General features: G+C 59.0%; 28 protein-coding genes. 14 read left to right on the forward strand and 14 right to left on the reverse strand.

The genetic code is table 11. The features are described 5' to 3' along the window. Window positions 1–141 precede the first annotated feature (141 nt). Complete coding sequence (locus tag BMY73_RS16480; protein WP_092408408.1) at window positions 142–1,323, reverse strand: aminotransferase class V-fold PLP-dependent enzyme; 1,182 nt, start codon at window positions 1,321–1,323, stop codon at window positions 142–144. 47 nt (window positions 1,324–1,370) lie between these two features. After that, entirely contained in the window at window positions 1,371–1,634 is a 264-nt protein-coding gene (locus BMY73_RS16485) for a DUF3820 family protein (RefSeq protein WP_062384347.1), read from the reverse strand. Window positions 1,635–1,865: 231 nt separating this feature from the next. Between BMY73_RS16485 and BMY73_RS16490 the strand changes: the two genes are divergently transcribed. After that, complete coding sequence (locus BMY73_RS16490; protein ID WP_092408409.1) at window positions 1,866–2,336, forward strand: PA2169 family four-helix-bundle protein; 471 nt, start codon at window positions 1,866–1,868, stop codon at window positions 2,334–2,336. A gap of 67 nt (window positions 2,337–2,403) precedes the next feature. Here the strand turns inward: BMY73_RS16490 and BMY73_RS16495 are convergent, their stop codons facing one another. The 11 genes from BMY73_RS16495 to BMY73_RS16545 form a co-directional block, all read right to left on the reverse strand. Then, a complete protein-coding gene (locus BMY73_RS16495) occupies window positions 2,404–3,921 on the reverse strand; it encodes a GGDEF domain-containing protein (RefSeq protein ID WP_256571193.1) in 1,518 nt (505 codons plus the stop codon). Between the two features lie 244 nt (window positions 3,922–4,165). Continuing rightward, window positions 4,166–4,438, reverse strand: a complete 273-nt coding sequence (locus BMY73_RS16500) for an HPr family phosphocarrier protein (protein ID WP_062384337.1) — start codon at window positions 4,436–4,438, stop codon at window positions 4,166–4,168. Window positions 4,439–4,454: 16 nt separating this feature from the next. Beyond that, on the reverse strand, window positions 4,455–5,312 hold the full coding sequence (gene rapZ / locus BMY73_RS16505) for an RNase adapter RapZ (protein ID WP_092408413.1): 858 nt from the start codon (window positions 5,310–5,312) through the stop codon (window positions 4,455–4,457). Between the two features lie 2 nt (window positions 5,313–5,314). Next, a complete protein-coding gene (ptsN, locus tag BMY73_RS16510; RefSeq protein ID WP_062384332.1) occupies window positions 5,315–5,779 on the reverse strand; it encodes a PTS IIA-like nitrogen regulatory protein PtsN in 465 nt (154 codons plus the stop codon). Window positions 5,780–5,791: 12 nt separating this feature from the next. Continuing rightward, window positions 5,792–6,100, reverse strand: coding sequence for a ribosome hibernation-promoting factor, HPF/YfiA family (gene hpf / locus BMY73_RS16515; protein ID WP_092408416.1), 309 nt, complete (start codon window positions 6,098–6,100; stop codon window positions 5,792–5,794). Window positions 6,101–6,177: 77 nt separating this feature from the next. Then, window positions 6,178–7,671, reverse strand: a complete 1,494-nt coding sequence (locus BMY73_RS16520; protein WP_092408418.1) for an RNA polymerase factor sigma-54 — start codon at window positions 7,669–7,671, stop codon at window positions 6,178–6,180. A gap of 187 nt (window positions 7,672–7,858) precedes the next feature. Then, window positions 7,859–8,584 (reverse strand): LPS export ABC transporter ATP-binding protein, encoded by a 726-nt coding sequence (gene lptB, locus BMY73_RS16525; protein ID WP_062384324.1) that lies wholly within the window; start codon window positions 8,582–8,584, stop codon window positions 7,859–7,861. Continuing rightward, complete coding sequence (gene lptA / locus BMY73_RS16530) at window positions 8,584–9,132, reverse strand: lipopolysaccharide transport periplasmic protein LptA (RefSeq protein WP_062384321.1); 549 nt, start codon at window positions 9,130–9,132, stop codon at window positions 8,584–8,586. Before lptA ends, lptB begins: the two co-directional genes overlap by 1 nt. Beyond that, a complete protein-coding gene (gene lptC / locus BMY73_RS16535) occupies window positions 9,119–9,691 on the reverse strand; it encodes an LPS export ABC transporter periplasmic protein LptC (RefSeq protein WP_062384318.1) in 573 nt (190 codons plus the stop codon). Before lptC ends, lptA begins: the two co-directional genes overlap by 14 nt. A 10-nt stretch (window positions 9,692–9,701) precedes the next feature. Continuing rightward, window positions 9,702–10,235: a KdsC family phosphatase gene (locus BMY73_RS16540; protein ID WP_092408420.1), complete on the reverse strand. Its 534-nt coding sequence runs from the start codon at window positions 10,233–10,235 to the stop codon at window positions 9,702–9,704. Next, window positions 10,236–11,210, reverse strand: a complete 975-nt coding sequence (locus BMY73_RS16545; RefSeq protein WP_062384312.1) for a KpsF/GutQ family sugar-phosphate isomerase — start codon at window positions 11,208–11,210, stop codon at window positions 10,236–10,238. A 328-nt stretch (window positions 11,211–11,538) separates the two neighbouring features. On the opposite strand from BMY73_RS16545, the gene BMY73_RS16550 reads away from it, so the two are divergent. The 10 genes from BMY73_RS16550 to hisC all read left to right on the forward strand — a co-directional run bounded on the left by BMY73_RS16550 (window position 11,539) and on the right by hisC (window position 19,561). Next, window positions 11,539–12,348: an ATP-binding cassette domain-containing protein gene (locus BMY73_RS16550; protein ID WP_062384309.1), complete on the forward strand. Its 810-nt coding sequence runs from the start codon at window positions 11,539–11,541 to the stop codon at window positions 12,346–12,348. Continuing rightward, the gene (gene mlaE / locus BMY73_RS16555; RefSeq protein ID WP_062384306.1) at window positions 12,348–13,145 is read left to right on the forward strand and encodes a lipid asymmetry maintenance ABC transporter permease subunit MlaE; all 798 of its coding nucleotides are present in this window, start codon (window positions 12,348–12,350) and stop codon (window positions 13,143–13,145) included. Before BMY73_RS16550 ends, mlaE begins: the two co-directional genes overlap by 1 nt. After that, window positions 13,145–13,612, forward strand: coding sequence for an outer membrane lipid asymmetry maintenance protein MlaD (gene mlaD / locus BMY73_RS16560; RefSeq protein ID WP_062384303.1), 468 nt, complete (start codon window positions 13,145–13,147; stop codon window positions 13,610–13,612). The genes mlaE and mlaD overlap by 1 nt, the downstream gene beginning before the upstream one ends. 11 nt (window positions 13,613–13,623) lie before the next feature. Beyond that, entirely contained in the window at window positions 13,624–14,280 is a 657-nt protein-coding gene (locus tag BMY73_RS16565) for an MlaC/ttg2D family ABC transporter substrate-binding protein (protein WP_062384301.1), read from the forward strand. Next, the gene (locus tag BMY73_RS16570; protein WP_062384298.1) at window positions 14,277–14,582 is read left to right on the forward strand and encodes an STAS domain-containing protein; all 306 of its coding nucleotides are present in this window, start codon (window positions 14,277–14,279) and stop codon (window positions 14,580–14,582) included. The genes BMY73_RS16565 and BMY73_RS16570 overlap by 4 nt, the downstream gene beginning before the upstream one ends. 114 nt (window positions 14,583–14,696) lie before the next feature. Continuing rightward, on the forward strand, window positions 14,697–14,936 hold the full coding sequence (locus BMY73_RS16575; protein WP_062384295.1) for a BolA family protein: 240 nt from the start codon (window positions 14,697–14,699) through the stop codon (window positions 14,934–14,936). Between the two features lie 23 nt (window positions 14,937–14,959). Then, window positions 14,960–16,225 carry a UDP-N-acetylglucosamine 1-carboxyvinyltransferase gene (gene murA / locus BMY73_RS16580; RefSeq protein WP_092408465.1) on the forward strand — a complete coding sequence of 422 codons (1,266 nt, stop codon included), beginning with the start codon at window positions 14,960–14,962 and terminating at the stop codon, window positions 16,223–16,225. Between the two features lie 172 nt (window positions 16,226–16,397). Further along, window positions 16,398–17,033 (forward strand): ATP phosphoribosyltransferase, encoded by a 636-nt coding sequence (gene hisG, locus BMY73_RS16585; protein WP_062384291.1) that lies wholly within the window; start codon window positions 16,398–16,400, stop codon window positions 17,031–17,033. A gap of 144 nt (window positions 17,034–17,177) precedes the next feature. Next, window positions 17,178–18,506, forward strand: coding sequence for a histidinol dehydrogenase (gene hisD, locus BMY73_RS16590; RefSeq protein ID WP_092408422.1), 1,329 nt, complete (start codon window positions 17,178–17,180; stop codon window positions 18,504–18,506). Window positions 18,507–18,508: 2 nt separating this feature from the next. Beyond that, the gene (hisC, locus tag BMY73_RS16595) at window positions 18,509–19,561 is read left to right on the forward strand and encodes a histidinol-phosphate transaminase (RefSeq protein ID WP_092408424.1); all 1,053 of its coding nucleotides are present in this window, start codon (window positions 18,509–18,511) and stop codon (window positions 19,559–19,561) included. A 199-nt stretch (window positions 19,562–19,760) separates the two neighbouring features. On the opposite strand, the gene algW is transcribed toward hisC, so the two are convergent. Beyond that, window positions 19,761–20,921 carry a Do family serine endopeptidase AlgW gene (gene algW, locus BMY73_RS16600; protein ID WP_062384283.1) on the reverse strand — a complete coding sequence of 387 codons (1,161 nt, stop codon included), beginning with the start codon at window positions 20,919–20,921 and terminating at the stop codon, window positions 19,761–19,763. A gap of 101 nt (window positions 20,922–21,022) precedes the next feature. Here algW and BMY73_RS16605 point away from each other — a divergent pair, with 101 nt between their 5' ends. The 3 genes from BMY73_RS16605 (at window position 21,023) to cysN (ending at window position 24,869) form a co-directional block, all read left to right on the forward strand. After that, window positions 21,023–21,781, forward strand: a complete 759-nt coding sequence (locus BMY73_RS16605; RefSeq protein WP_092408426.1) for a Nif3-like dinuclear metal center hexameric protein — start codon at window positions 21,023–21,025, stop codon at window positions 21,779–21,781. A gap of 148 nt (window positions 21,782–21,929) precedes the next feature. Further along, window positions 21,930–22,847 (forward strand): sulfate adenylyltransferase subunit CysD, encoded by a 918-nt coding sequence (cysD, locus tag BMY73_RS16610; RefSeq protein WP_062384278.1) that lies wholly within the window; start codon window positions 21,930–21,932, stop codon window positions 22,845–22,847. Window positions 22,848–22,970: 123 nt separating this feature from the next. After that, window positions 22,971–24,869 (forward strand): sulfate adenylyltransferase subunit CysN, encoded by a 1,899-nt coding sequence (cysN, locus tag BMY73_RS16615; RefSeq protein WP_062384275.1) that lies wholly within the window; start codon window positions 22,971–22,973, stop codon window positions 24,867–24,869. Window positions 24,870–25,091 lie beyond the last annotated feature (222 nt).

The raw sequence follows: 25,091 nt of genomic DNA on the forward strand, positions 1-25,091 counted from the left end.
TAAATATGTACCGCAGTCGGGTCAGTCCGGACGCGTATCTTTGCACTTCCTTTGTAGTTCGCTTTTCCATGAAGCTCTTTGGCGGCACCTCCATCCGGGGGCGCCGCTTTTTTTTGCCCGCTGACCGGCGCCTCTCGGCCGTCATGCCAGCGCGCGCAAAGCCCTTGTCAGATGTTCGACATCATCGACTGAGGTGATAAAACCGGGCGTGATGCGAATGCACGGGCCACATGCCGAGCCATGCCTGTCAACGGCAAAAATCCCGTGTTCATCCAGCAGTCTCTGCGTCATGAGCCCCTGGTCGTGATGTTGCCTGAAGCGAAACGAGGTGATGCCGCAATAGAGACGCGGATCATCCGGCGTGAGCACTTCAATGCCCTCCATCGTTCGCGCTTCGCGGACCCACAGGTCCCGCAGGTACGCGAGCCGTGCGCCTTTCACGGCCGACCCGCCCATCGCGCGGTGCTCTTCAAAGACTTTGGTCAGCGTCATCAGCGCCGGAATATTCGGCGTGCCGTAGGGCACAAGGCCCAGGATGTCATCCGCGGGGTAGCGTCTGTCGCCCATGTCGGGATCGATGGCAGACAGCCTTTCTTTCCTGACATGGATGAAGCCCAGGCTCAGGGGCGCGCCCATCCATTTCTGCAAATTGAAGCCGGCAAAAGCCACGTCCAGCTCCGCCAGATTGAAATCCAGCTGACCCAGCGCATGAGCGCCGTCGAGGATCACATCGATGCCATGTTCAGCCGCGGCTTTTGCAATCGCCTGTACCGGCATCACCAGTCCCGTGCGGTGGGTGACATGGGTCAGCGCCATCAGTTTAAGGCGTGGGTGGGCCGCGAAGGCGTCGCGATAGGTTTTCAGCAACGATTCATAACTGGCAGGGTGGGCGTGGCTGATTTCTATGACGTCCACGCCACGTGTTTTTTCTAGCCAGCGCATGGCGGTCTGCACGCTGTTGTAATCCAGATCGCTGATCAATACTTGGTCCCCAGGCTTCAGACCGTTGTAGTTGCGTATCAGCGATTGCAGCGACTCCGACGCACAACGGGTGAGTGCGACCTCTTCAGTCGACACACCCAGCAGCGCCGCCAGATCGGCTCGAATCAGTTCGCTGTCCTGGGTGTCGAAGCGCTGGCGAACGTACACGGAGTTGCTGCGGTTGACGTACGCCAGATGCTGTTCGTAGGTGTTCAATACCTCGCGGGTCATGCGCCCGAAATAGCCGTGCTCAAAGTTGATCGGGCCCGGCTCCACGTCGTATTGGCGGGCGACGTCTCGCCAGAAAGATTCGTCGCGGGCGCGCTCGATGGCCGCCTCCATTCCTGCAGATTGAACACTGGTCATCTGGCCCTCTTTGGGAAGAAACGTCAGGTAAAGCGAATAGGTGTTTTCAACGGGCTTTCACGCAACGGTTCGCGAGGGCGGGTTCTCAGCGGATCCAGCAGGCTCGACAGGCCGTTGTGATCGACCTCGTGCATCAGCGCCAGCAAGCTGCCCAGCTCTCCGGCCGGGAAACCTTTACGCGCGAACCAGTTCAGGTAATCGCCCGGCAAGTCGGCGAGCAGGCGCCCTTTGTATTTGCCGTAGGGCATCTCGCGCGTCACCAACAGTTTGAGTTTCTCGGGATTCATGGTGCCGCCGTTGGTCGTGTTCAGTGAACTTGAACGATACGTGCATTCTGCATGCAGGCCAATGTACAGATCATGCAGAAAGCGTGGTAAGGGTGTCTCTTGATAAAAACAAGTTATTGAAAATAAAGGGTTTTTATTTGTTTGGAGAACTGGCACGGGCACTGCAACAGTTATTGCATCGAGTGAAGTGACCTCACCTATTCGATTAACCTGCCAGAAAGGAACTGCAAAATGACAGATATCAACAAAGAAGCGATCTCGGTACTCAACGATTTGATCGAGACCAGCATTGACGGCGAGAAAGGCTTTCACACTGCCGCTGAAGATATCAAGAACCCTGAAATCAAGGCGTACTTCCTTTCGCGTTCGTCTGAGTGCAAGTCCGCTGTGGCCGAGCTTCAGACCGAAGTCCGCGCGCTGGGCGGTGACCCGGATGACTCCTCCAGTGCAACCGGTGGTCTGCACCGTCTCTGGGTGGAACTGAAAGCCGCCGTGACCGGCAAAAGCGATGAGGCAGTGCTCAACGAAGTAGAGCGCGGCGAAGACCATGCGCTGAAAGCCTACAAGGAAGCTTCGCAGAAGGCGGTCGAGAAGAATCTGCCTGTCAATGTCACCAGCCTGATTCAGCGTCAGCTGACAGGTGTGCAGGCGAACCACGATAAAGTGAAAGCGCTACGTGATTCCGTGCGCCGCGCTAGCTGATTCGTCGGCTTCCTGAAAAAACGCCAGCCTGTCTGGCGTTTTTTTATGCCTGGGTTAATGTCCCTGCTCAGGGAAATGCGGTGTGTACTTGCGCACCGCATTCGACGCGATTTCGGCCTTTACGTTTAGCTTCGTAAAGCGCCTGGTCCGCCTCACTGAACAGCTCGGTCCGTTGGTTTTCACCCCTTGGCTGTGCGCACGCGACACCGATGCTGACAGTAATGGAATGGCCACCCGGATTCAGCGGCGGTAACGCTTCGATCGCCTGTCTGATCTGTTCTGCAAGCAATGCGGCGCCCGGCAGATCGGTTTCCGGCAGTACCACCAGGAACTCCTCACCGCCGTAACGGGCAGCGACGTCACCGGGACGACGAATGCTGGCTTCCAGCGTTTTCGCAACCGTGCGCAACGCAATGTCACCACCGTCATGGCCGTGTCGATCATTGAACGCCTTGAAATGATCGACGTCGATCATGAGCACCGAGATCGGCTTGTCCGAACGGATGCTGCGCGCCCATTCCTGCTTGAAGACCATATCCAGCCGACGCCTGTTGGCCAGCCCTGTCAGCCCATCGGTTGCCGCGAGCTCGCTCAGTTCCCGTTCGGCGAGATGCCTGAGCTTTAGCTGTTTGCTCAGCAGCCAAGATAGCCAGAGAATGCCCAGGCACAGCAGGCCGGTCGCCCCGGTCACCAGCAACGCATTCTGCCTCCAGAGTGCGTACACCTCGTCCTGCGACTGTGCGATCACGACGATCAATGGCAAGTCGCCTACTCTCGAAAACGTATACATCCGCCGCTGACCATCGAGCTCCGACACGGCGGTGAAGCTGCCATTGGCCGCTCTGAGAATGCGCTGAAAATTAGGGAGCTGGCTGAAATCCTGGCCAATATAGGTACGCAGGGTCTGCTCGGGTTCTCGTGCCAGCATGATGCCGTCTGCCGTGATCAGGTTGATGGTTCCTTTTTGCCCGACGTCCAGTCCTCGAAACAGGCGGTGAAAGTAGGCCAGACGCATCGAGGCCACCACAACGCCGACAAACCGGCCATCGGTGGAAGGGATGCGCCGGCTGAAACTGATGCGCCAGTCCTTGAAGCCCCAGCGCGCTTTGAAAGGGCCGTCGACGTGAAGCGCCAGGGACGGATCCTCCCGGTGCCTGGCGAAGCTGGCGAGATCGGAAAAATTATCGTCACGCGGTATCACGGAAACCGAATCGGCCACGATTTTCCCCGTTGCATCCAGGACGACCAGATCACCCTTGTACGGGGCTGCAGTGGAGCGATCGAACATCACTTGCTGGCGCAACGCGGGTGAAATAGACAGCACCTCCGGTTGCTGCCACGTTGAGATCATGCCTAGAAGTGATGTGTCATACAGGTCGGCACTGCGCTGCACATCGGCATTGATCAACCGCACCACGTTATTGGCAGCGCGCACGGCGGAGTCGGTGGCGTTGCCGTATTCTCGGATCAACTGCGACGTGACGATCGCCAGAATCGCCACCACTGCCAGCAAGCTGCCGGACGTCAACATTTTTTCCGAGCGCGATCGGGAGGGTGGAAGCGTCTGTGCGCGAGACAGTGTCATCGATCAGCTCTGTGGAGATGTAATCGTTAATCCCGTCCGCGCGGCAGGGTTGGCAGCATTGCAGTGAGGCTTATCCATGCACAGGGATGATGAGTTCGCGAAGGGCGTATCCAAGGCGATGAATTAAAGATCCATCCCGGCGATTGATCAAGTCTGTTACGGCCGCCCGAGGTGCAGGAATTTCAGGGGATCGATGAGAGATCGGGAGGGGAAGTGCGACGGCGAGCCAAAGTGAAGAGGGCGGTCATTCGCCCTCGTCAAACTTGTTGTTGATGAGTTCGATGAGGCCATCAAGCGCGGCCTGTTCCTCATCACCCTCCGTCGACAGATGAATCTCGGTACCTTTTCCGGCCGCCAGCATCATGACCGCCATTATGCTCTTGCCGTCGACCATGCTGTCGGGGCTGCGGCCGACCCTGATCTGGCAGGGATATTTTCCGGCGACGCCAACGAACTTTGCGGCAGCGCGGGCGTGCAGACCGAGCTTGTTGATGATGGTGATCTGGTGAGCGGGCATCGCGATGGGGATCCTTTCAGCTTAGGTCGCGGTGGCGGACCTGAACATTCTTGAGCGTCTGTTGCAGGGACTGACCCAGTCGTTCGGTCAGGTAGACGGAGCGGTGGTGGCCGCCGGTACAGCCGATGGCAATGGTGACATAGGCGCGATTGCTGGCGGCGAACCGTGGCAGCCATTTGGTCAGATATGAAGAGATGTCCTGGAACATTTCCTCGACATCCGGCTGCGCGGCCAGGTACTCGGCTACCGGCTGGTCGAGCCCGGACTGCTCGCGCAGCTCAGGTTTCCAGTACGGGTTAGGCAGGCAGCGGACATCGAACACCAGGTCCGCATCCACCGGCATGCCGCGTTTGAAGCCAAACGATTCGATCAGGAACGCGGTACCCGGTTCAGGCTTGTTCAGAAGCCGCAACTTGAGCGTATCGCGCAGTTGATAGAGATTCAGGTGAGTCGTGTCGATGGTCAGGTCGGCGAGATCGATGATCGGCCCGAGCAGGGTTTTCTCGTCACGGATGGCTTCGGCCAGCGAGCGCGTGGCATTGCTCAGCGGGTGACGACGGCGGGTTTCGGAGAAGCGCTTGAGCAGCGTTGCCTCGTCGGCATCCAGAAACAGAACGTCGCACTGGATATGTCGATCGCGAACTTCTTCGAGCATTCGCGGGAAGCGGGTCAGGTGACTGGGCAGGTTGCGAGCGTCAATAGACACCGCCAGCAGAGGTTCGGCCAGCTCCGTGTTGATCAATGCGCGTTCGGCGAGCTCGGGCAGCAGGCCTGCGGGCAGGTTATCGACGCAGTAAAAACCGCTGTCTTCCAGAACATCGAGGGCCGTGCTCTTGCCGGAGCCTGAGCGGCCGCTGACGATGATCATGCGCATGATCAGTGGCCGTTCTGTACGTGAAGCACGACGTCGTACAGCTCGTCACTGCTCTTCGCGTTACGCAGGCTGGCGCGCACATCGGCGCGGTCGAGCATGCTGGCGATCTGGCGAAGCAGTTCGAGGTGCGCATCGGTGGCGGCTTCCGGGACCAGCAACACGAACAGCAGGTCGACCGGAGCGCCGTCGATGGCATCGAAGTCGACCGGTTTTTCCAGGTGCAGCACTGCGCTGACCGGAGACGTGCAGCCTTTGAGTCGACAGTGGGGGATTGCGATTCCGTTACCGAAGCCGGTAGAGCCCAGCTTCTCGCGGGCAATGAGGCTTTCGTAGACGGATTGCCATTCGAATTCGGGCACCTGCTGCCCAATCAATTTGGCAATCTCTTCGAGGACGGCTTTTTTGCTGCCGCCTGGCACGTTCACGAGTGAACGGCCAGGGGTCAGAATGTTTTCAAGTCGGATCATGGATGGGGAGTGTCAGCGAGCGGCCGCACCTTTGAGGATGCTTTGCTGCTTTTCCTTATGCTTGAGCAATTGTCTGTCTAGCTTGTCAGCGAGCAGGTCGATTGCCGCGTACATGTCATCATGCTCGGCGTTGGCAACCACCTCTCCACCGTGGATATGCAGGGTGGCCTCGATCTTCTGCTTGAGTTTCTCGACGGCCATCGTCACCTGCACGTTGGTAATCTTGTCAAAGTGCCCTTCGAGCTTTTTCAGCTTCAGCTCGATGTACTCGCGCAGGGGCTTGGTCACTTCCAGTTGGTGTCCACTGATGTTGACTTGCATACAGCTTCTCCTTCGTTGCCAGTGCATTAAGGGGCAGGCTTGGGTGCCTGCCACTGGAACGCTGTGGCCTGTGTCCCTTACATCAGTCGCTTGCGTTCGCTGGAAGGCGCTATCCCTAGAGACTCGCGGTATTTGGCGACTGTGCGACGGGCCACTTGAATGCCTTGTGCCTCCAGTAAACCAGCGATCTTGCTGTCACTCAACGGCTTTTTCTGATTTTCCGCGGCAACCAGTTTTTTGATGATCGCGCGGATGGCGGTAGACGAGCATTCGCCGCCTTCCGAGGTGCTGACGTGGCTGGAAAAGAAATATTTCAGTTCGTAGATGCCGCGTGGGGTGTGCATGAACTTTTGCGTGGTCACGCGCGAGATCGTCGATTCATGCATGCCGACCGCTTCGGCGATGTCGTGCAATACCAGCGGTTTCATCGCCTCGTCGCCGTACTCGAGGAAACCACGCTGATGCTCCACGATCTGGGTCGCGACCTTCATCAGGGTTTCGTTACGGCTCTGCAGGCTTTTGATGAACCAGCGCGCTTCCTGCAACTGGTTGCGCATGAAGGTGTTGTCGGCGCTGGTGTCGGCGCGGCGCACGAAGCCGGCGTACTGCGGATTGACGCGCAGGCGCGGCACGGCTTCCTGATTGAGTTCGACCAGCCAGCGTTCGTTGTCCTTGCGCACGATCACGTCCGGCACGACGTATTCGGCTTCTGTGGATTCGATCTGGGAGCCCGGACGCGGGTTCAGGCTTTGCACCAGTTCGATCACCTGGCGCAGGTCATCTTCCTTGAGCTTCATGCGGCGCATCAGTTGCGCGTAGTCACGGCTGCCCAACAGGTCAATGTAATCGCTAACCAGGCGTTGAGCTTCAGCAAGCCATTTGGTCTTGGGGGGTAGCTGGCGCAGTTGCAGCAGCAGGCATTCGCTGAGGTTTCGAGCGCCGATGCCGGCGGGTTCGAACTGCTGAATGCGGTGCAGAACGGCCTCGATCTCGTCCAGTTCGATATCGAGCTCTGGATCGAAAGCGTCCAATAGCTCTTCGAGGGACTCGTCGAGGTAGCCTTGATTGTTGATGCAGTCGATCAGCGTGACCGCGATCAGGCGATCGGTGTCGGACATCGGCGCCAGATTCAACTGCCAGAGCAGATGGCTTTGCAGGCTCTCACCGGCAGACGTGCGCGTGGTGAAATCCCATTCGTCGTCATCGTTGCTGGGCAGGCTGCTGGCGCTGGTCTGGTAAATGTCTTCCCAGGCCGTGTCGACAGGCAGTTCGTTGGGAATACGCTCGCTCCATTCGCCGTCTTCCAGATTGTCGACGGTGGGCGCGGATTCCTGATACGTCGGTTCCTGAACGTCCGGGTTGGGCTTTTGTTCGATGTTGTCGGCCATGGGGTCGACGTTATCGAAGTCATCGCCCTCTTCCTGGCGCTCGAGCATGGGGTTGGACTCCAGCGCTTCCTGGATTTCCTGTTGGAGATCCAGCGTCGACAGTTGGAGTAAGCGGATGGCCTGTTGCAGCTGCGGTGTCATCGTCAGCTGCTGGCCCATTCTCAAGACTAGCGAAGGTTTCATGACAGGGGCTTAACACCTTATTCGCCGGCGCACAGGGGCGCCATCCACTACTAGAGCGCCTGGGCGCCAACTTAAGCAAATTATATGCCCGAAACCGGACTGTTTGCCTAGGGTGTGATGACAATTAAAACGAGGTTGGCGGTGAAGCCTGTTGCGATCGCCAGCCAACCCCGCAGTCATCGCCCGATTACAGGCGGAACTCGTGGCCGAGGTACACTTCTTTGACCAACTGGTTGGCCAGGATGGTTTCAGCGTCGCCTTCCGCGATCAGTTGCCCGTCGTTGACGATGTAGGCCGTTTCGCAGATGTCGAGGGTTTCGCGGACGTTGTGGTCCGTGATCAAAACGCCGATACCCTTTGCCTTGAGATGGTAGATGATCTGCTTGATGTCGCCCACGGAGATCGGGTCGACGCCAGCGAAGGGTTCGTCGAGCAGGATGAACTTCGGCGCGGTGGCCAGTGCGCGGGCGATCTCCACACGACGACGCTCACCACCCGACAGGCTCATGCCGAGGTTGTCGCGGATGTGTGTGATATGGAATTCCTGCAGCAGGCTTTCCAGCTCCTTGCGGCGTCCGGCGCGGTCAAGTTCCTTGCGAGTCTCAAGTATCGCCATGATGTTGTCCGCTACCGACAGCTTGCGGAAGATCGAGGCTTCTTGAGGCAAATAGCCGATACCGGCGCGAGCGCGTCCGTGCATCGGTTGGTGGCTGACGTCAAGCTCGTCGATCAGCACGCGACCCTGATCGGCCTGGACAAGGCCTACGATCATGTAGAAGCATGTGGTCTTGCCGGCGCCGTTAGGGCCCAGTAGACCGACGATCTGGCCGCTGTCGATGGACAGGCTGACGTCTCGCACGACCTGGCGGCTTTTGTAAGCCTTGGCCAGGTGTTGGGCTTTCAGCGTTGCCATTACTGGGCCTTCTGCTGGTCGGTTTTCTTTTTCGGCTGGATCACCATGTCAACGCGAGGGCGCGATTCGGTGACCTTGCTTCCAGTGGCTCGGCCGGCACTCGCCAGTTTACGGACGGTGTCGTAGACGATTTTCTCACCCTGAGTCACGTTGCTGTCCTTGTCGACCACCTTGGCCCTGTCGATCAGCACGATACGGTTCTGCGGTGCATGATACTGAATGGTGACACCCCATCCCTGAACGGGCTTGGTATCACCGGCCGTCTGCAACTGCTCGAAGTAGGCCAGGTTGCCCACCGAGGTCACGACGTCGATATCGCCTGCGGCTGTGCGAGTCATGGTCACCTTGTTGCCGGTGACCTTCATCGAGCCTTGGGTAATGATCACGTTGCCGGTATAGGTGGCGATGCCTTGCTTGTCGTCCAACTGGGCATCGTCGGCCTGAATGCGGATAGGCTGATCCTGATCGTTCGGCAGAGCCCAGGCGCTCACGCTTCCCAGTGCTGCGCCCAGACCGAGCAAAATAGGGAGGGTTTTAAGGAGCCTCATACTGTCCTCTTGCGTTCGATAGCAGGTGTATCCTGCTTTCTTTTAGATAGGCTTTCATACCCGTACCCGTGCTCACACCGTTAAAGCCGTCGATTCTAACGGGTTGCGCGGTTTCCGCATATTGCTTCTGGGGGAAGACAGTCATGCGAGTGCTGGTGATGACCGTGGTTCGGTTCTTTTCGTCGGTACGGTTGATGCGAACGTTGTCGATCAGCTCGACGTGATCCCCGCCCGGAGACACTTCGGCGCGCGTGCTCTGGACATGCCAGGGGAACTCCGAGCCACGAAACATCTGCAGGACCGGCGTTGTCATGAGGGTCACGTCGGTGGCCTTCAGGTGCTCGACCTTGTCTGCGGTCATATCGTATTGCATCGAGCCATCGGGCAGGTACTGAATGCTGTGTGCGTTGGTCGCATAGTAGTCGATGGCGCTTTCGTCCACGGCGGGCTTGGGTTGGTCCATGAAGCTTTCAGGGCTGATGTTCCAATAGCCGGCCGCCGCCAGGAGCAACCCCAGCACACCGAAGATCAGAAAGGTACGAAATCGTTTGCTCAGCATAAATGCACTTCTATAAGTAGGCGGCATGAGCCGCTTCGAGGTTGCCCTGAGCGCTCAGGATCAGCTCGCAGAATTCTCGCGCGGCACCTTCACCGCCTTTGGCCTGCGTGGTGCCGTGGGCATGTTGACGGACAAAGCCCGCTGCGTTGGCGACGGCCATTCCCAGACCCACTCGGCGTATGACCGGCAAATCGGGTAAATCATCCCCGAGGTAGGCAACCTGCTCATAGCTTAGATCGAGTTGCTGCAGCAGCTCGTCGAGTACGACCAGTTTATCTTCACGTCCCTGATACAGGTGTGCGATGCCCAGGTTTTTGGCGCGGCGCTCGACGACGGGGGTTTTACGACCGCTGATGATTGCCGTGACGACGCCGGAGTTGATCAGCATTTTGATGCCCTGGCCATCCAGCGTGTTAAATGTCTTGAACTCGCTGCCGTCTTCCAGGAAATACAGCCGACCATCGGTCAGTACACCGTCGACATCGAAGACGGCCAGTTTGATCTGTTTGCCGCGCTGCATCAGCGCGTTCATATCGCCGCTCATTTACATGACTCCCGCGCGCAGAAGGTCTTGAAGGTTGAACGCGCCGATGGGGCGATCGTTCTCATCGACCACGATCAATGCGCCGATCTTGTGGTCTTCCATGATTTTCAACGCCTCAGCGGCGAGCATCTCCGGGCGGACGGTTTTGCCGTGCACGGTCATGACCTCATCGATAACGGCCTGGCGCAGATCGACGTCGCGGTCCAGCGTGCGACGCAGGTCACCGTCAGTGAAGATACCGGCGAGGCGCCCGTCCGCTTCGGTAATGGCCGTCATGCCCAGGCCCTTGCGAGTCATTTCCATCAGCGAGTCTCTGAGCGGCGTGCCACGAGCCACCTGAGGCAGGTCGGCGCCCGTGTGCATCACGTGTTCGACCTTCAGCAGAAGACGACGGCCCAGCGCGCCACCTGGATGGGAGAACGCAAAGTCCTCGGCGGTAAAACCGCGCGCATCGAGCAGCGCAACGGCCAGTGCGTCCCCCATGACCAGGGCTGCAGTCGTCGACGATGTGGGCGCAAGGTTCAGCGGGCAGGCTTCTTTTTCCACTCGGGCATTGAGTTTGACGTCTGCGGCTTTGGCCAGCGTGGACTCGGGGTTGCCGGTCAGGCTGATCAATTTGATGCCCAGGCGCTTGATCAGTGGCAGCAGGGTCACGATCTCGGAAGTGGTGCCCGAGTTGGACAGCGCCAGAATGATGTCGGCGCTGGTGATCATGCCCATATCGCCATGGCTGGCTTCGGCTGGATGGACAAAGAAAGCAGGGGTGCCCGTACTGGCCAGCGTCGCCGCGATCTTTTTGCCGATGTGTCCTGATTTGCCCATGCCCACCACGACCACGCGGCCCTTGCTTGCCAGAATCATTTCGCAGGCACTGACGAAGTCTGCGTCGATATGCGCGAGCAGGCCTTCCACGGCTTCTATTTCAAGGCGGATGGTGCATTGAGCCGATTGAATCAGGTCGCGGGCGTTGGTCATGTCAAAAATAAGGTCAGTCTGGTGAAAAGGCGGGGATTATAACGACAATGTTGAAAACCCTCACGCTTCATCGCAGCTGTTTGTTTATAGCGGTGTGCCGAGTGACGGGGGCGTCCTTCAGGCGTTGCCCAAAACAGGCCACGGGCAATGCAGGAATTTTCCTTTCTTCGCTAAATATATCGCTCTGTTCACGACTTGCCGTGCGGGAGCTTTGGCGGCGTCGGAGAGCGGTGTTATAGTTCGCCGCTTGTTCGGCCCCTCCAGACAGTGTGTCGTTCCTCAAGGACGCGGCATCTGAGAGTGACAGGCTGCATCGCAAGGAGTTTAGATGAGTGCCGAAAACGCCTACGCGATCGAGTTGAAGGGTGTGTCCTTCAAACGCGGTACGCGCAGCATCTTCAATAATGTCGACATCCGCATCCCTCGGGGCAAAGTCACCGGCATCATGGGGCCATCAGGCAGTGGCAAGACCACGTTGCTGCGCCTGATGGGGGCACAATTGCGCCCCAATGGGGGCGAGGTCTGGGTCAATGGCCAGAATCTGCCCGAGCTGTCGCGCAGTGATCTTTTCGATGCTCGCAAGCAGATGGGTGTCCTGTTTCAGAGCGGTGCGCTGTTTACCGACCTCGACGTTTTCGAAAACGTGGCGTTTCCGCTGCGGGTCCATACCAAACTGCCTGAAGACATGATCCGTGACATCGTCCTGCTCAAATTGCAGGCGGTGGGTTTGCGTGGCGCTGTCGAATTGATGCCGGATGAACTGTCCGGTGGCATGAAACGCCGTGTGGCGCTGGCGCGGGCGATTGCGCTGGATCCGCAGATCCTCATGTACGACGAACCCTTCGTGGGGCAAGACCCGATCGCGATGGGCGTTCTGGTGCGGCTGATCCGTTTGCTCAACGACGCGCTGGGTATCACCAGTGTTGTCGTTTCCCATGACCTGGCGGAAACCGCCAGCATCGCCGACTACCTCTATGTGGTGGGCGACGGTCAGGTGCTGGGGCAGGGAACACCGCAGGAATTGATGCAGTCGGATAATCCGCGCATTCGTCAGTTCATGACGGGGGATCCAGACGGCCCCGTGCCTTTTCACTATCCGGCACCGGATTATCGCGAAGATCTTTTGGGGAAGCGCTGATGCGCAGAAAGTCATTGATGGATCGTGTTCGCCTGATGGGGCGCTCCGCGATCGATACTGTTGCGGTACTGGGGCGTTCGGGCATTTTTCTGGTTCATGCCTTGCTGGGGCGAGGCGGAATTGGCGGCGGGTTCCAGTTGTTGGTGCGTCAGCTTTATTCGGTGGGCGTCATGTCGCTGGCAATCATCGTCGTCTCCGGTGTGTTTATCGGGATGGTCCTGGCGCTTCAAGGATTCAGCATCCTTGCCAAGTACGGTTCTGAACAGGCGGTCGGGCAAATGGTTGCCCTCACGCTGTTGCGCGAGTTGGGGCCGGTGGTCACCGCTTTGCTGTTCGCAGGGCGTGCAGGTTCGGCCCTGACCGCGGAAATCGGCAACATGAAATCCACCGAACAGTTGTCCAGTCTGGAAATGATTGGTGTCGATCCGCTGAAATATATCGTTGCTCCTCGCCTGTGGGCCGGGTTTATCTCGCTACCGGTGCTGGCGATCATCTTCAGTGTTGTCGGTATCTGGGGTGGCTCGTGGGTGGCGGTCGACTGGCTTGGCGTCTATGAAGGTTCCTTCTGGGCCAACATGCAAAGCAGCGTGTCTTTTCCAAACGATGTCATCAACGGTGTGATCAAGAGCGTCGTCTTCGCTTTTGTGGTCACCTGGATTGCCGTGTTTCAAGGCTATGACTGCGAGCCCACTTCAGAAGGGATCAGTCGCGCCACGACCAAGACCGTGGTTTATGCCTCTTTGGCCGTATTGGGCCTGGACTTTATTTTGACCGCCTTGATGTTTGGAGACTTCTGATGCAAAACCGCTCCCTCGAAACCGGTGTCGGCCTGTTCCTGCTGGCCGGGATCCTGGCTTTGCTCTTGCTCGCCCTGCGGGTCAGCGGTCTGAGCGCCAGCACCACGAACGACAGTTATAAACTTTATGCAAATTTCGACAATATCGCCGGTTTGACTGTCAGAGCGAAAGTGACCATGGCCGGTGTAACCATCGGCAAGGTCACTGCAATCGATCTGGACCACGATACCTTCATGGGCCGTGTGACCATGGAAGTGGACAAACGGGTGAACAACCTGCCGTCCGACTCCACGGCTTCCATCCTGACCGCCGGCTTGCTGGGCGAGAAATACGTCGGTATCAGCGTCGGGGGCGATGACAAGTTGTTGAAGGATGGCAGCACGATCCATGACACCCAGTCGTCGCTGGTACTTGAGGACCTGATCGGTAAATTCCTGCTTAATTCCGTGGGTAAAGACGCCAAATGAGGAGTTTTTTCATGATCTCGATTCTGCGCCGTGGCCTTCTGGTGCTGCTGGCTGCTCTGCCACTGTTCGCGAACGCGGCAGCGACGACGTCGTCCGCTCATGACCTGGTGGACAGCACCACCAAGCAATTGCTGGCTGATCTGTCCGCCAACAAAGAAAGCTACAAGAACAATCCGCAGGCTTTCTACGATGCGCTCAATGGCATCGTCGGTCCTGTCATCGATGCTGACGGTATCTCCAAGAGCATCATGACCGTCAAGTATTCGCGCAACGCCACGCCTGCCCAGATGCAGCGCTTCCAGGAAAACTTCAAGCGCAGCCTGATCCAGTTCTATGGCAACGCGCTGCTGGAATACAACAACCAGGGCATTACCGTTTCCCCGGCCAAGGAAGAAGGTGCCGATCGCACCTCCGTCGACATGTCGGTCAAGGGTAACAACGGCGCCGTGTACCCGGTTTCCTACACTCTCGTGAAGATCAACAACGAGTGGAAGGTCCGTAACGTGATCATCAACGGTATCAACATTGGCAAGCTGTTCCGCGATCAGTTCGCTGACGCGATGCAGCGTAATGGCAACAACCTGGACAAGACCATCGATGGTTGGGCCGGTGAAGTGGCCAAAGCCAAGGACGCCACCGAAAACTCGCCTGACAAGGTCGTTAAATGAGTGAGGCGTGCATCACCGCAGTCGGCGGCGGCGAACTGAAGCTGTTTGGCGTGCTGGATTACCGCACCGGGCCTGCGCTGCGCGAGCAGGGCGCCGACCTGATCAAGGCCAGTGATGCGCCCTCGCTGGTACTGGACTGCTCGGCCGTCGAGAAGTCCAGCAGCGTGGGTCTGGCCCTGTTGCTGGGTTTCATGCGTGACGCCCAGGCGGCAGGCAAGTCGGTGAGCGTTCGCGCGCTGCCCGAAGACATGCGAGAAATTGCACAGGTATCCGGTCTGACGGACCTGTTCGAACAACATTGATTGCCGTCCTCGATCAAGCCCCTCGTCCGGCTCCTACAAAGTAGGGTTCGCAACGAGAGGGCTTTTTTGTATGATGGCCGACCCGCGCGCGTAGGGCGCCGATTGAGGTTAAGCATGCAGGCCGTAGAAGTTAAAAGCTTCCTTGAAGGTAAGCTGCCAGAAATCCAGGTCGAAGTTGAAGGCGAAGGCTGCAACTTCCAGCTGAACGTGATCAGCGACGAACTGGCTACACTAAGTCCGGTCAAGCGCCAGCAGCAGATCTACACGCATTTGAACCCATGGATCGCCGACGGCAGCATCCATGCGGTCACCATGAAATTTTTCAGCCGCGCTGCATGGGCCGAGCGCACCTGAGCCAAATTGGCGTCGAGATTCTAATGGACAAACTGATTATTACTGGCGGCATTCGTCTTGATGGCGAAATCCGCATTTCCGGGGCGAAGAACTCCGCCCTGCCGATTCTCGCAGCCACGTTGCTGGCTGACGGTCCCGTGACCGTCGCCAATCTGCCGCACCTGCACGACATCACCACCATGATCGAGCTGTTCGGTCGCATGGGTATCGAGCCGATCATCGACGAGAAGCTCAGCGTCGAAATCGACCCTCGCACCATCAAGACGCTGGTTGCGCCGTACGAGCTGGTGAAAACCATGCGTGCGTCGATCCTGGTGCTGGGTCCGATGGTTGCCCGTTTCGGCGAGGCCGAAGTGGCGCTGCCTGGCGGTTGTGCCATTGGTTCGCGTCCGGTTGATCTGCACATTCGTGGCCTTGAGGCCATGGGCGCGGTCATCGACGTCGAAGGCGGCTACATCAAGGCCAAGGCGCCTGAAGGCGGCTTGCGCGGTGCGCATTTCTTCTTCGATACCGTCAGTGTGACCGGTACCGAGAACATCATGATGGCTGCCGCACTGGCCAACGGTCGCAGCGTCCTGCAGAACGCCGCGCGTGAGCCTGAAGTCGTCGACCTGGCGAATTTCCTTAACGCCATGGGTGCGAAAGTGTCCGGCGCCGGTACCGATACCATCACCATCGATGGGGTCAAGCGTCTGCATTCGGCGACCTACAAGGTCATGCCTGATCGTATCGAAACCGGCACCTATCTGGTTGCCGCTGCGGCCACCGGCGGCCGTGTCAAGCTCAAGGACACGGATCCGACGATTCTGGAAGCTGTGCTGGAGAAGTTGCGTGAAGCCGGTGCGGAAATCACCACCGGTGACGACTGGATCGAGCTGAACATGCACGGCAAGCGTCCGAAAGCGGTCAACGTGCGTACCGCGCCGTACCCGGCTTTCCCGACCGACATGCAGGCTCAATTCATTTCGCTGAATGCCATTGCCGAAGGCACTGGCGCAGTGATCGAAACCATCTTCGAAAACCGCTTCATGCACGTGTATGAAATGCACCGCATGGGCGCGCAGATCCAGGTCGAAGGCAACACGGCGATCGTGACCGGCTGCGCGAAGCTCAAAGGCGCGCCTGTCATGGCGACCGACCTGCGCGCTTCGGCCAGTCTGGTGATTTCGGCGCTGATCGCAGAAGGCGACACGCTGATCGACCGTATCTACCACATCGACCGTGGTTACGAGTGCATCGAAGAAAAACTGCAGATGCTGGGCGCGAAGATCCGTCGCGTGCCGGGCTAGCAGTCCTTGGCGTTTCGCTGTCTGTGCCGCGTTGGCGCAGGCGGCGAAGCGGCTGATTGAAGGTATGACCTTTTGATTCTTTTCACTTTGAGTCCTGACGTATCGACTCAAAGGTTGCCGGGCGCCGATTGCGACCCGACACGCGCTTGCTGATTAAGGACTGACGTTTCCCATGTTGACCATCGCACTGTCCAAGGGCCGAATCCTTGACGACACCTTGCCGCTTCTCGCTGCTGCGGGCATCGTGCCGACCGAGAATCCGGACAAGAGCCGCAAGCTGATCATTCCGACGACGCAGGACGACGTTCGCCTGCTGATCGTCCGTGCGACCGATGTCCCGACGTATGTCGAGCATGGCGCGGCAGACCTTGGCGTTGCGGGCAAAGATGTTCTGATGGAATACGGCGGTCAGGGCTTGTACGAGCCGCTCGACCTGCAGATTGCCAAATGCAAGCTGATGACGGCGGGCGCCGTCGGTGCCGCCGAGCCTAAAGGCCGCCTGCGCGTGGCCACCAAGTTCGTCAACGTTGCCAAGCGTTATTACGCCGAGCAGGGTCGTCAGGTCGACATCATCAAGCTGTACGGCTCCATGGAGCTCGCGCCGCTGGTGGGGCTGGCGGACAAGATCATCGATGTCGTCGACACCGGCAATACGCTGCGTGCCAACGGGCTCGAGCCACAGGAACTGATTGCTCACATCAGCTCGCGTCTGGTCGTTAACAAAGCCTCGATGAAGATGCAGCACGCACGCATCCAGTCGCTGATCGACACCTTGCGCACAGCTGTGGAGTCGCGACATCGCGGTTGACTGTTTCGCGCGATATTGAACAATGTCGCGCTCAGCTATCCGTGTCATAGCCAAATTTCTCAGGTGCCTGCGCGGATGGCTTGGTAGCTTAGGCTCCCTGCTTTCCAGGCATCTGAGAAAACGCCAATCATTGAGGCCCACGCTATGACCACTTCCAACACCATTCGCCGACTCGACGCTGCTGATCCGGATTTCGCACGACATCTGGCTCATCTGCTGAGCTGGGAAAGTGTGTCTGACGACTCGGTCAATCAGCGTGTGCTGGACATCATCAAGAACGTGCGCGAGCGCGGCGACGCGGCGCTGGTGGAATACACCCAGCGCTTCGACGGCCTGCAGGTGGCGTCGATGGCGGACCTGATTCTGCCGCGTGCGCGTCTCGAACTCGCACTGACCCGCATCACCCCGGCGCAGCGTCAGGCGCTGGAAAAAGCGGCTGATCGCGTACGCAGCTACCACGAACGGCAAAAACAGGACTCCTGGAGCTACACCGAAGCCGACGGCACGGTGCTGGGCCAGAAGGTGACGCCGCTGGATCGCGCCGGTTTGTACGTTCCAGGCGGCAAGGCGTCATACCCGTCGTCCGTCCTGATGAACGCGATCCCTGCCAAGGTGGCGGGCGTGAGCGAAGTGGTCATGGTCGTCCCCACCCCGCGCGGTGAACTCAACGAACTGGTGCTGGCCGCCGCCTGCATTGCCGGGGTCGACCGCGTGTTCACCATCGGTGGCGCTCAGGCCGTTGCCGCGCTGGCTTACGGCACGGAAAGCGTTCCGCAGGTCGACAAGGTCGTCGGCCCTGGCAATATCTATGTCGCCACCGCCAAGCGTCACGTGTTTGGTCAGGTCGGCATCGACATGATTGCCGGTCCCTCGGAAATCCTCGTGGTGTGCGATGGCCAGACCGATCCGGACTGGATCGCCATGGACCTGTTCTCCCAGGCCGAACACGACGAAGACGCCCAGGCGATTCTGGTCAGCCCTGACGCCGAGTTCCTGGACAAGGTGGCCGCGAGCATCGTCAGGTTGATGCCGACCATGGAGCGTGCCGAGATCATCAACACCTCGATCAATGGCCGTGGCGCGTTGATCAAAGTGGCTGACATGAATCAGGCCATCGAGGTCGCCAACCGCATCGCGCCAGAACATCTGGAGCTGTCCGTCGCCGATCCGCAAGCCTGGCTGCCGCAGATTCGTCACGCCGGCGCTATCTTCATGGGCCGTCACACTTCCGAAGCTTTGGGCGATTATTGCGCGGGCCCGAACCACGTGCTGCCGACATCGGGCACGGCGCGTTTCTCCTCGCCGCTGGGGGTCTACGATTTCCAGAAGCGTTCCTCGATCATTTTCTGCTCAGAAGAGGGCGCGTCCGAGCTCGGCAAGACCGCTTCGGTGCTGGCGCGCGGCGAGTCGCTGACGGCCCACGCACGCAGTGCTGAATACCGAATCGTCGACAACGAACAGGAAGACAAGTAAGCATGAGCAAGTTCTGGAGTCCTTTTGTCCGTGACCTCGTGCCTTACGTGCCGGGCGAACAACCCAAGCTGACCAAGCTGGTGAAACTGAACACCAACGAAAACCCGTACGGGCCGTCGCCGAAAGCCATCGAGGCGATGCGCGCGGAGGTGAACGACAACCTGCGCCTGTACCCCGATCCGAACAGTGACCTGCTCAAGCAGGCGGTGGCTCGCTATTACGGTGTCGAGTCCAATCGGGTGTTTCTCGGTAATGGATCAGACGAGGTCCTGGCCCACGCTTACAACGCGTTTTTCAGGCACGACAAACCGTTGCTGTTCCCGGACATCAGCTACAGCTTTTATCCGGTGTATTGCGGACTGTACGGGGTCGAGTTCGAAGCGGTCCCGCTGGATGAGCAGTTTCAGATTCGCGTCGAGGATTACAACCGCCCGAACGGCGGGATAATCTTTCCGAACCCCAATGCCCCAACCGGCTGCCTGCTGGCGCTGGAGGCGGTGGAGCAGATTCTCAAGGCCAACCCGGACTCCGTGGTGATCGTCGACGAGGCGTACATCGACTTCGGTGGCAAAACGGCTATCGGTCTGGTGGATCGGTACCCGAACCTGCTGGTCACCCAGACGCTGTCCAAGTCCCGTTCATTGGCGGGACTGCGTGTCGGTCTGGCGGTGGGGCATCCTGACCTGATCGAAGCGCTGGAGCGTGTGAAGAACAGCTTCAACTCCTACCCTCTGGATCGCATGGCCATTGTTGGCGCTGCCGCCGCATTCGATGATCGCGAATACTTCGAGACCACCTGCAACCGGGTGATCGACAGCCGTGAAAAGCTGACCGGGCAACTGGAGAACAAGGGGTTTGAAGTGCTTCCGTCTGCCGCCAACTTCATCTTTGCCCGTCACCCGAAACACGATGCTGCCGGCCTTGCGGCCAAGCTGCGTGAGCAAGGCGTGATCGTGCGTCACTTCAAACAGGAACGCATCGCGCAATTCCTGCGCATCACCATCGGCACGCCAGAGCAGAATCAAGCGCTGGTGGATGCGTTGGGTGAGCTGTAAAAAGAGTTAGCGCGGTACTGCGAATCTCTGTGGGAGCGAGCTTGCTCGCGAAAGCGTCGTTTCAGTCACTGCAACGGTGACTGGCTCATCGAATTCGCGAGCAAGCTCGCTCCCACAGGTCTGGACTGCCCCAAGAATTTCTGGGGGTGTCCAGGTCTTATGTCTTACTGCGGTCATCCGTGACTCCCGCATCGCGAAATCAATCCGCCGGTGCAGGCGCCGGCGTCTGCGGCGGACGCAGCCCCACTTCCGCCATCAACTTCAATTCCTTGCCGTTACGCATGACCTGAATAGCGATCTTCTCGGACGGCTTGGTGCGCGCGACCTGGTTCATCGACTTGCGTCCGTCGCCGGCAGGCTCGCCGTTGATGCTCAGGATGACATCACCCAATTGCAGCCCGGCCTTTTGCGCCGGACCGTCGCGGAAGATCCCGGCCACCACGATGCCCGGACGATCTTTCAGGCCAAACGACTCGGCGAGCTCTTGCGTCAGTGGCTGCACTTCGATGCCCAGCCAGCCACGAATCACCTGGCCGTGCTCGATGATCGACTTCATGACCTCAAGCGCCAGTTTGGTCGGGATCGCAAAACCGATGCCCTGGGAGCCGCCGGATTTGGAGAAGATCGCCGTGTTGATGCCGGTCAGGTTGCCGTTGGCATCGACCAGCGCACCGCCCGAGTTGCCGGGGTTGATCGCGGCGTCGGTCTGAATGAAATCCTCGTAGGTGTTGAGGCCCAGCTGGTTACGCCCGGTCGCGCTGATGATGCCCATGGTCACGGTTTGCCCGACACCGAACGGGTTACCGATGGCCAGTGCAACGTCGCCGATACGGATGCTGTCGGAGCTGCCAAGGGTAATGGACGGCAGGTTTTTCAGGTCGATCTTCAGTACGGCGAGATCCGTTTCAGGATCGCTGCCAATGACGCGGGCAATGGTTTCACGGCCGTCCTTGAGCGCCACGACAATCTGGTCCGCGCCGGACGTCACATGGTTGTTGGTCAGCAGATAGCCTTCCGGGCTCATGATCACCGCAGAACCCAGGCTCGATTCCATGCGACGCTGTTTCGGCAGGTTGTCACCGAAGAAGCGACGGAACTGAGGGTCTTCGAACAGTGGATGATTGGGTTTGTTGTTGACCATCTTGGTCGTGTACAGGTTGGCCACTGCGGGTGCAGCGCTGCTCACGGCGTCAGCGTAGGACACCGGACCCTGCTGGATAAAGGCCGTTTGAGGGGCTTGCTGCAGGTTGACGTCCTGGCTGGGCAGGCCGACCCACTGCGGGTAGCGCTGGATAATCAGTAAAGCGATAAGCACACCAGCGAGCAATGGCCAGCCGAGAAAACGCAGCGCTTTGAACATTGAACAAGGTCCTGAAGGTAAATACGCAGCGTACCTGCGCCATAATGGCGGGCATTATACGAGGACCGGGACGGTCTGAACTGCATATTTAGGAGACTTTTATGGCTGTTTCTCTGAGCACCCTGGTCGAAGAAGCGGACCGCTATCTGGGCAGTGCGCGCGTGCAGGATTACTGCCCCAACGGTCTGCAGGTCGAAGGCCGGCCGCAAGTAACGCGCATCGTGTCTGGCGTCACGGCAAGCCAGGCGTTGCTGGACGCGGCGGTCGAGGCCGATGCCGACCTGATTCTGGTACACCACGGCTATTTTTGGAAAGGCGAAAACGCCTGCATTACCGGGATGAAGCAGCGGCGACTGAAAACGCTGCTCAAGCACGACATCAGCCTGCTGGCCTATCACTTGCCGCTGGACCTGCACCCGGAGGTCGGTAACAACGCGCAACTGGCGCGACAACTGGACATCACGGTTGAAGGTCCGCTGGACCCTGACAACCCACGGATTGTCGGGCTGGTCGGGTCATTGTCCGAGCCCGTGACGCCCCGCGACTTTGCGCACCGGGTGCAGACGGCGCTGGGCCGCGAGCCGTTGCTCATCGAGGGCAGCGAGATGGTTCGTCGGGTGGGTTGGTGTACGGGAGGCGGGCAGGGCTACATTGATCAGGCGGTGCTGGCTGGCGTCGATCTGTACCTCAGCGGCGAGGCCTCTGAACAGACCTTCCACAGTGCCCGGGAGAACGACATCAGCTTCATTGCGGCCGGTCATCACGCAACCGAGCGCTACGGCGTGCAGGCATTGGGTGATTATCTGGCGCGGCGCTTTGCGCTGGAGCACCTGTTCATCGATTGCCCGAACCCTATCTGATGATCGGGTGAAGGTCCAAAGACTGAGCTATATGGTTATACCGTTTCGATCTAGCTGGGTCGCTGATTAGAATCAGGGCTCATGATAAAGTGCCTCGCTCGATAGAGCCCGCAGGCTCTCCATAAAGTACGTTATCCCGTGAGTAACCATGGTCGACAAACTGACGCATCTGAAACAGCTGGAGGCGGAAAGCATCCACATCATCCGCGAGGTCGCCGCCGAGTTCGATAACCCGGTGATGCTGTACTCGATCGGCAAGGACTCCGCCGTGATGCTGCACTTGGCGCGCAAGGCTTTTTTCCCGGGCAAACTGCCGTTCCCGGTGATGCACGTCGACACGCGGTGGAAGTTTCAGGAGATGTATCGCTTCCGCGACAAGATGGTCGAGGAGATGGGCCTTGAGCTGATCACCCACATCAACCCGGAAGGCGTGGCACAGGACATCAACCCGTTCACCCACGGCAGCTCCAAGCACACGGACATCATGAAAACCCAGGGCCTGAAACAGGCACTGGACAAACACGGTTTCGACGCCGCGTTCGGTGGCGCCCGCCGCGACGAAGAGAAGTCCCGCGCCAAAGAGCGTGTTTATTCCTTCCGCGACAGCAAGCACCGCTGGGACCCCAAAAACCAGCGCCCGGAGCTGTGGAACGTCTACAACGGCAACGTCAACAAGGGCGAGTCGATCCGCGTATTCCCGCTGTCCAACTGGACCGAGCTGGACATCTGGCAGTACATCTATCTCGAAGGTATCCCGATCGTCCCGCTGTATTTCGCGGCCGAACGTGAAGTCATCGAGAAGAACGGCACCCTGATCATGATCGACGACGATCGCATCCTCGAGCACCTTACCGACGAGGAAAAGGCGCGGATCGTCAAGAAGAAGGTCCGTTTCCGCACCCTCGGCTGCTACCCGTTGACGGGCGCCGTCGAGTCGGAAGCCGAGACCCTGACGGACATCATTCAGGAAATGCTTCTGACGCGAACTTCCGAGCGCCAAGGCCGCGTCATCGATCACGATGGTGCGGGCTCCATGGAAGATAAGAAGCGCCAAGGCTACTTCTAGCGGTAAGCAACAAGTTGGAAGCTTGAAGCCAAGCGCTGAAGCTCACTTGAATCGGAAGAATTTTGACTAGCTGTACGCCGACAAGCTTGCTGCTTGAGGCTTACAGCTCGGAGCTTGAACCCAATGAGCCACCAATCTGATTTGATCAGCGAGGACATCCTCGCCTATCTGGGCCAGCATGAACGCAAGGAAATGCTGCGTTTCCTGACCTGTGGCAACGTCGACGACGGCAAGAGCACGTTGATCGGGCGTCTGCTGCACGATTCCAAGATGATTTATGAAGATCACCTGGAAGCCATCACCCGTGATTCCAAGAAGTCCGGCACGACTGGCGATGACGTCGATCTGGCGCTGCTGGTGGACGGTCTTCAGGCCGAGCGCGAGCAGGGCATCACCATTGATGTCGCGTATCGCTACTTTTCGACCGCCAAGCGCAAATTCATCATTGCCGACACCCCAGGCCATGAGCAGTACACCCGCAACATGGCCACCGGTGCGTCCACCTGTGACCTGGCGATCATCCTGGTCGACGCCCGTTACGGCGTGCAGACCCAGACCCGTCGTCACAGTTACATCGCCTCGTTGCTGGGCATCAAGCACATCGTGGTCGCCATCAACAAGATGGACCTCAATGGCTTCGACGAGAAAATCTTCGAGCAGATCAAGGCTGATTACCTGGCGTTTGCCGACCGTATTGCCCTGAAACCGACCACCATGGAATTCGTTCCGATGTCGGCGCTCAAGGGCGATAACGTCGTGAACAAGAGCGAGCGTTCGCCTTGGTACACCGGCAAGTCGCTGATGGAAATCCTTGAAACCGTCGAGATTGCCAACGACCGCAACTTCGATGACCTGCGCTTCCCGGTGCAGTACGTCAACCGCCCGAACCTCAACTTCCGTGGTTTCGCGGGAACGCTGGCCAGCGGTGTCGTGCGCAAGGGCGACGAAGTGGTGGTCTTGCCGTCGGGCAAGAGCAGCCGCGTGAAATCCATTGTCACCTTCGAGGGGGAACTGGAGCACGCAGGTCCGGGCCAGGCTGTCACGCTGACCATGGAAGACGAGATCGACATTTCCCGGGGTGACCTGTTGGTTCATGCCGACAACGTTCCTCAGGTAGCGGACTCCTTCGACGCCATGCTGGTCTGGATGGCTGAAGAGCCGATGCTGCCGGGCAAGAAATACGACATCAAGCGCGCCACGTCCTACGTGCCGGGCTCGATTGCCAGCATCACTCACCGCGTCGACGTGAACACGCTGGAAGAGGGGCCTGCCAGTGCCCTGCAGTTGAACGAGATCGGCCGGGTGAAAGTCGCCCTCGATGCGCCTATCGCGCTGGACGGCTACGACGTCAATCGCACCACGGGTGCGTTCATCGTGATCGACCGGTTGACCAACGGCACCGTCGCGGCGGGCATGATCATCGCCAAGCCGACAGTGGCTGGCGCGGGTCATCACCACGGCGCGCTGGCGCATGTGTCGGTCGAGGAGCGGGCTCAGCGTTTCGGCCAGAAGCCGGCGACCGTGCTGTTCAGCGGGCTGTCGGGCGCAGGCAAGAGCACGCTGGCTTACGCCGTTGAGCGCAGACTGTTCGACATGGGCCGGGCGGTATTCGTCCTCGATGGTCAGAATCTGCGTCACGACCTGAACAAGGGCCTGCCACACGATCGCGCCGGTCGCACCGAGAACTGGCGTCGTGCCGCGCACGTGGCGCGACAGTTCAACGAAGCAGGCCTGCTGACCCTGGCTGCGTTCGTTGCCCCTGATGCGGCAGGACGTCAGAACGCCAAGGCGTTGATTGGAGAGGATCGACTGATCACCGTCTACGTCCAGGCGTCTCCTCAGGTTTGCCGCGAACGCGACCCCCAAGGTCTGTACGCTGCCGACAAGGACAACATCCCTGGCGAGTCCTTCCCGTACGACGTGCCACTGGACGCCGATCTCGTGATCGACACCCAGACGTTGAACGTGGAAGAAAGCGTCAAGCAAGTGCTGGACCTGCTGCGGGCTCGCGGCGCCATCTAAGCCCCGTTTGGCTCACAAGAAACCCGCCCGTAACGGCGGGTTTTTTGTTCCACCCGATCCGGTTCACTGTGGGAGCTGCTGGAAGTTGCCGATCGTACCCACGCTCCGCGTGGGCACGCCGCCCGGGACGCTCAGCGTCCGAATGCAGCGCACGCGGAGCGTCCTAGGCTACATACCCACGCGGAGCGTGGGCACGATCAGGGGCTCTTGCCGCAGGTTACG

Source organism: Pseudomonas sp. NFACC02 (assembly GCF_900110765.1).
Lineage (GTDB): Bacteria > Pseudomonadota > Gammaproteobacteria > Pseudomonadales > Pseudomonadaceae > Aquipseudomonas.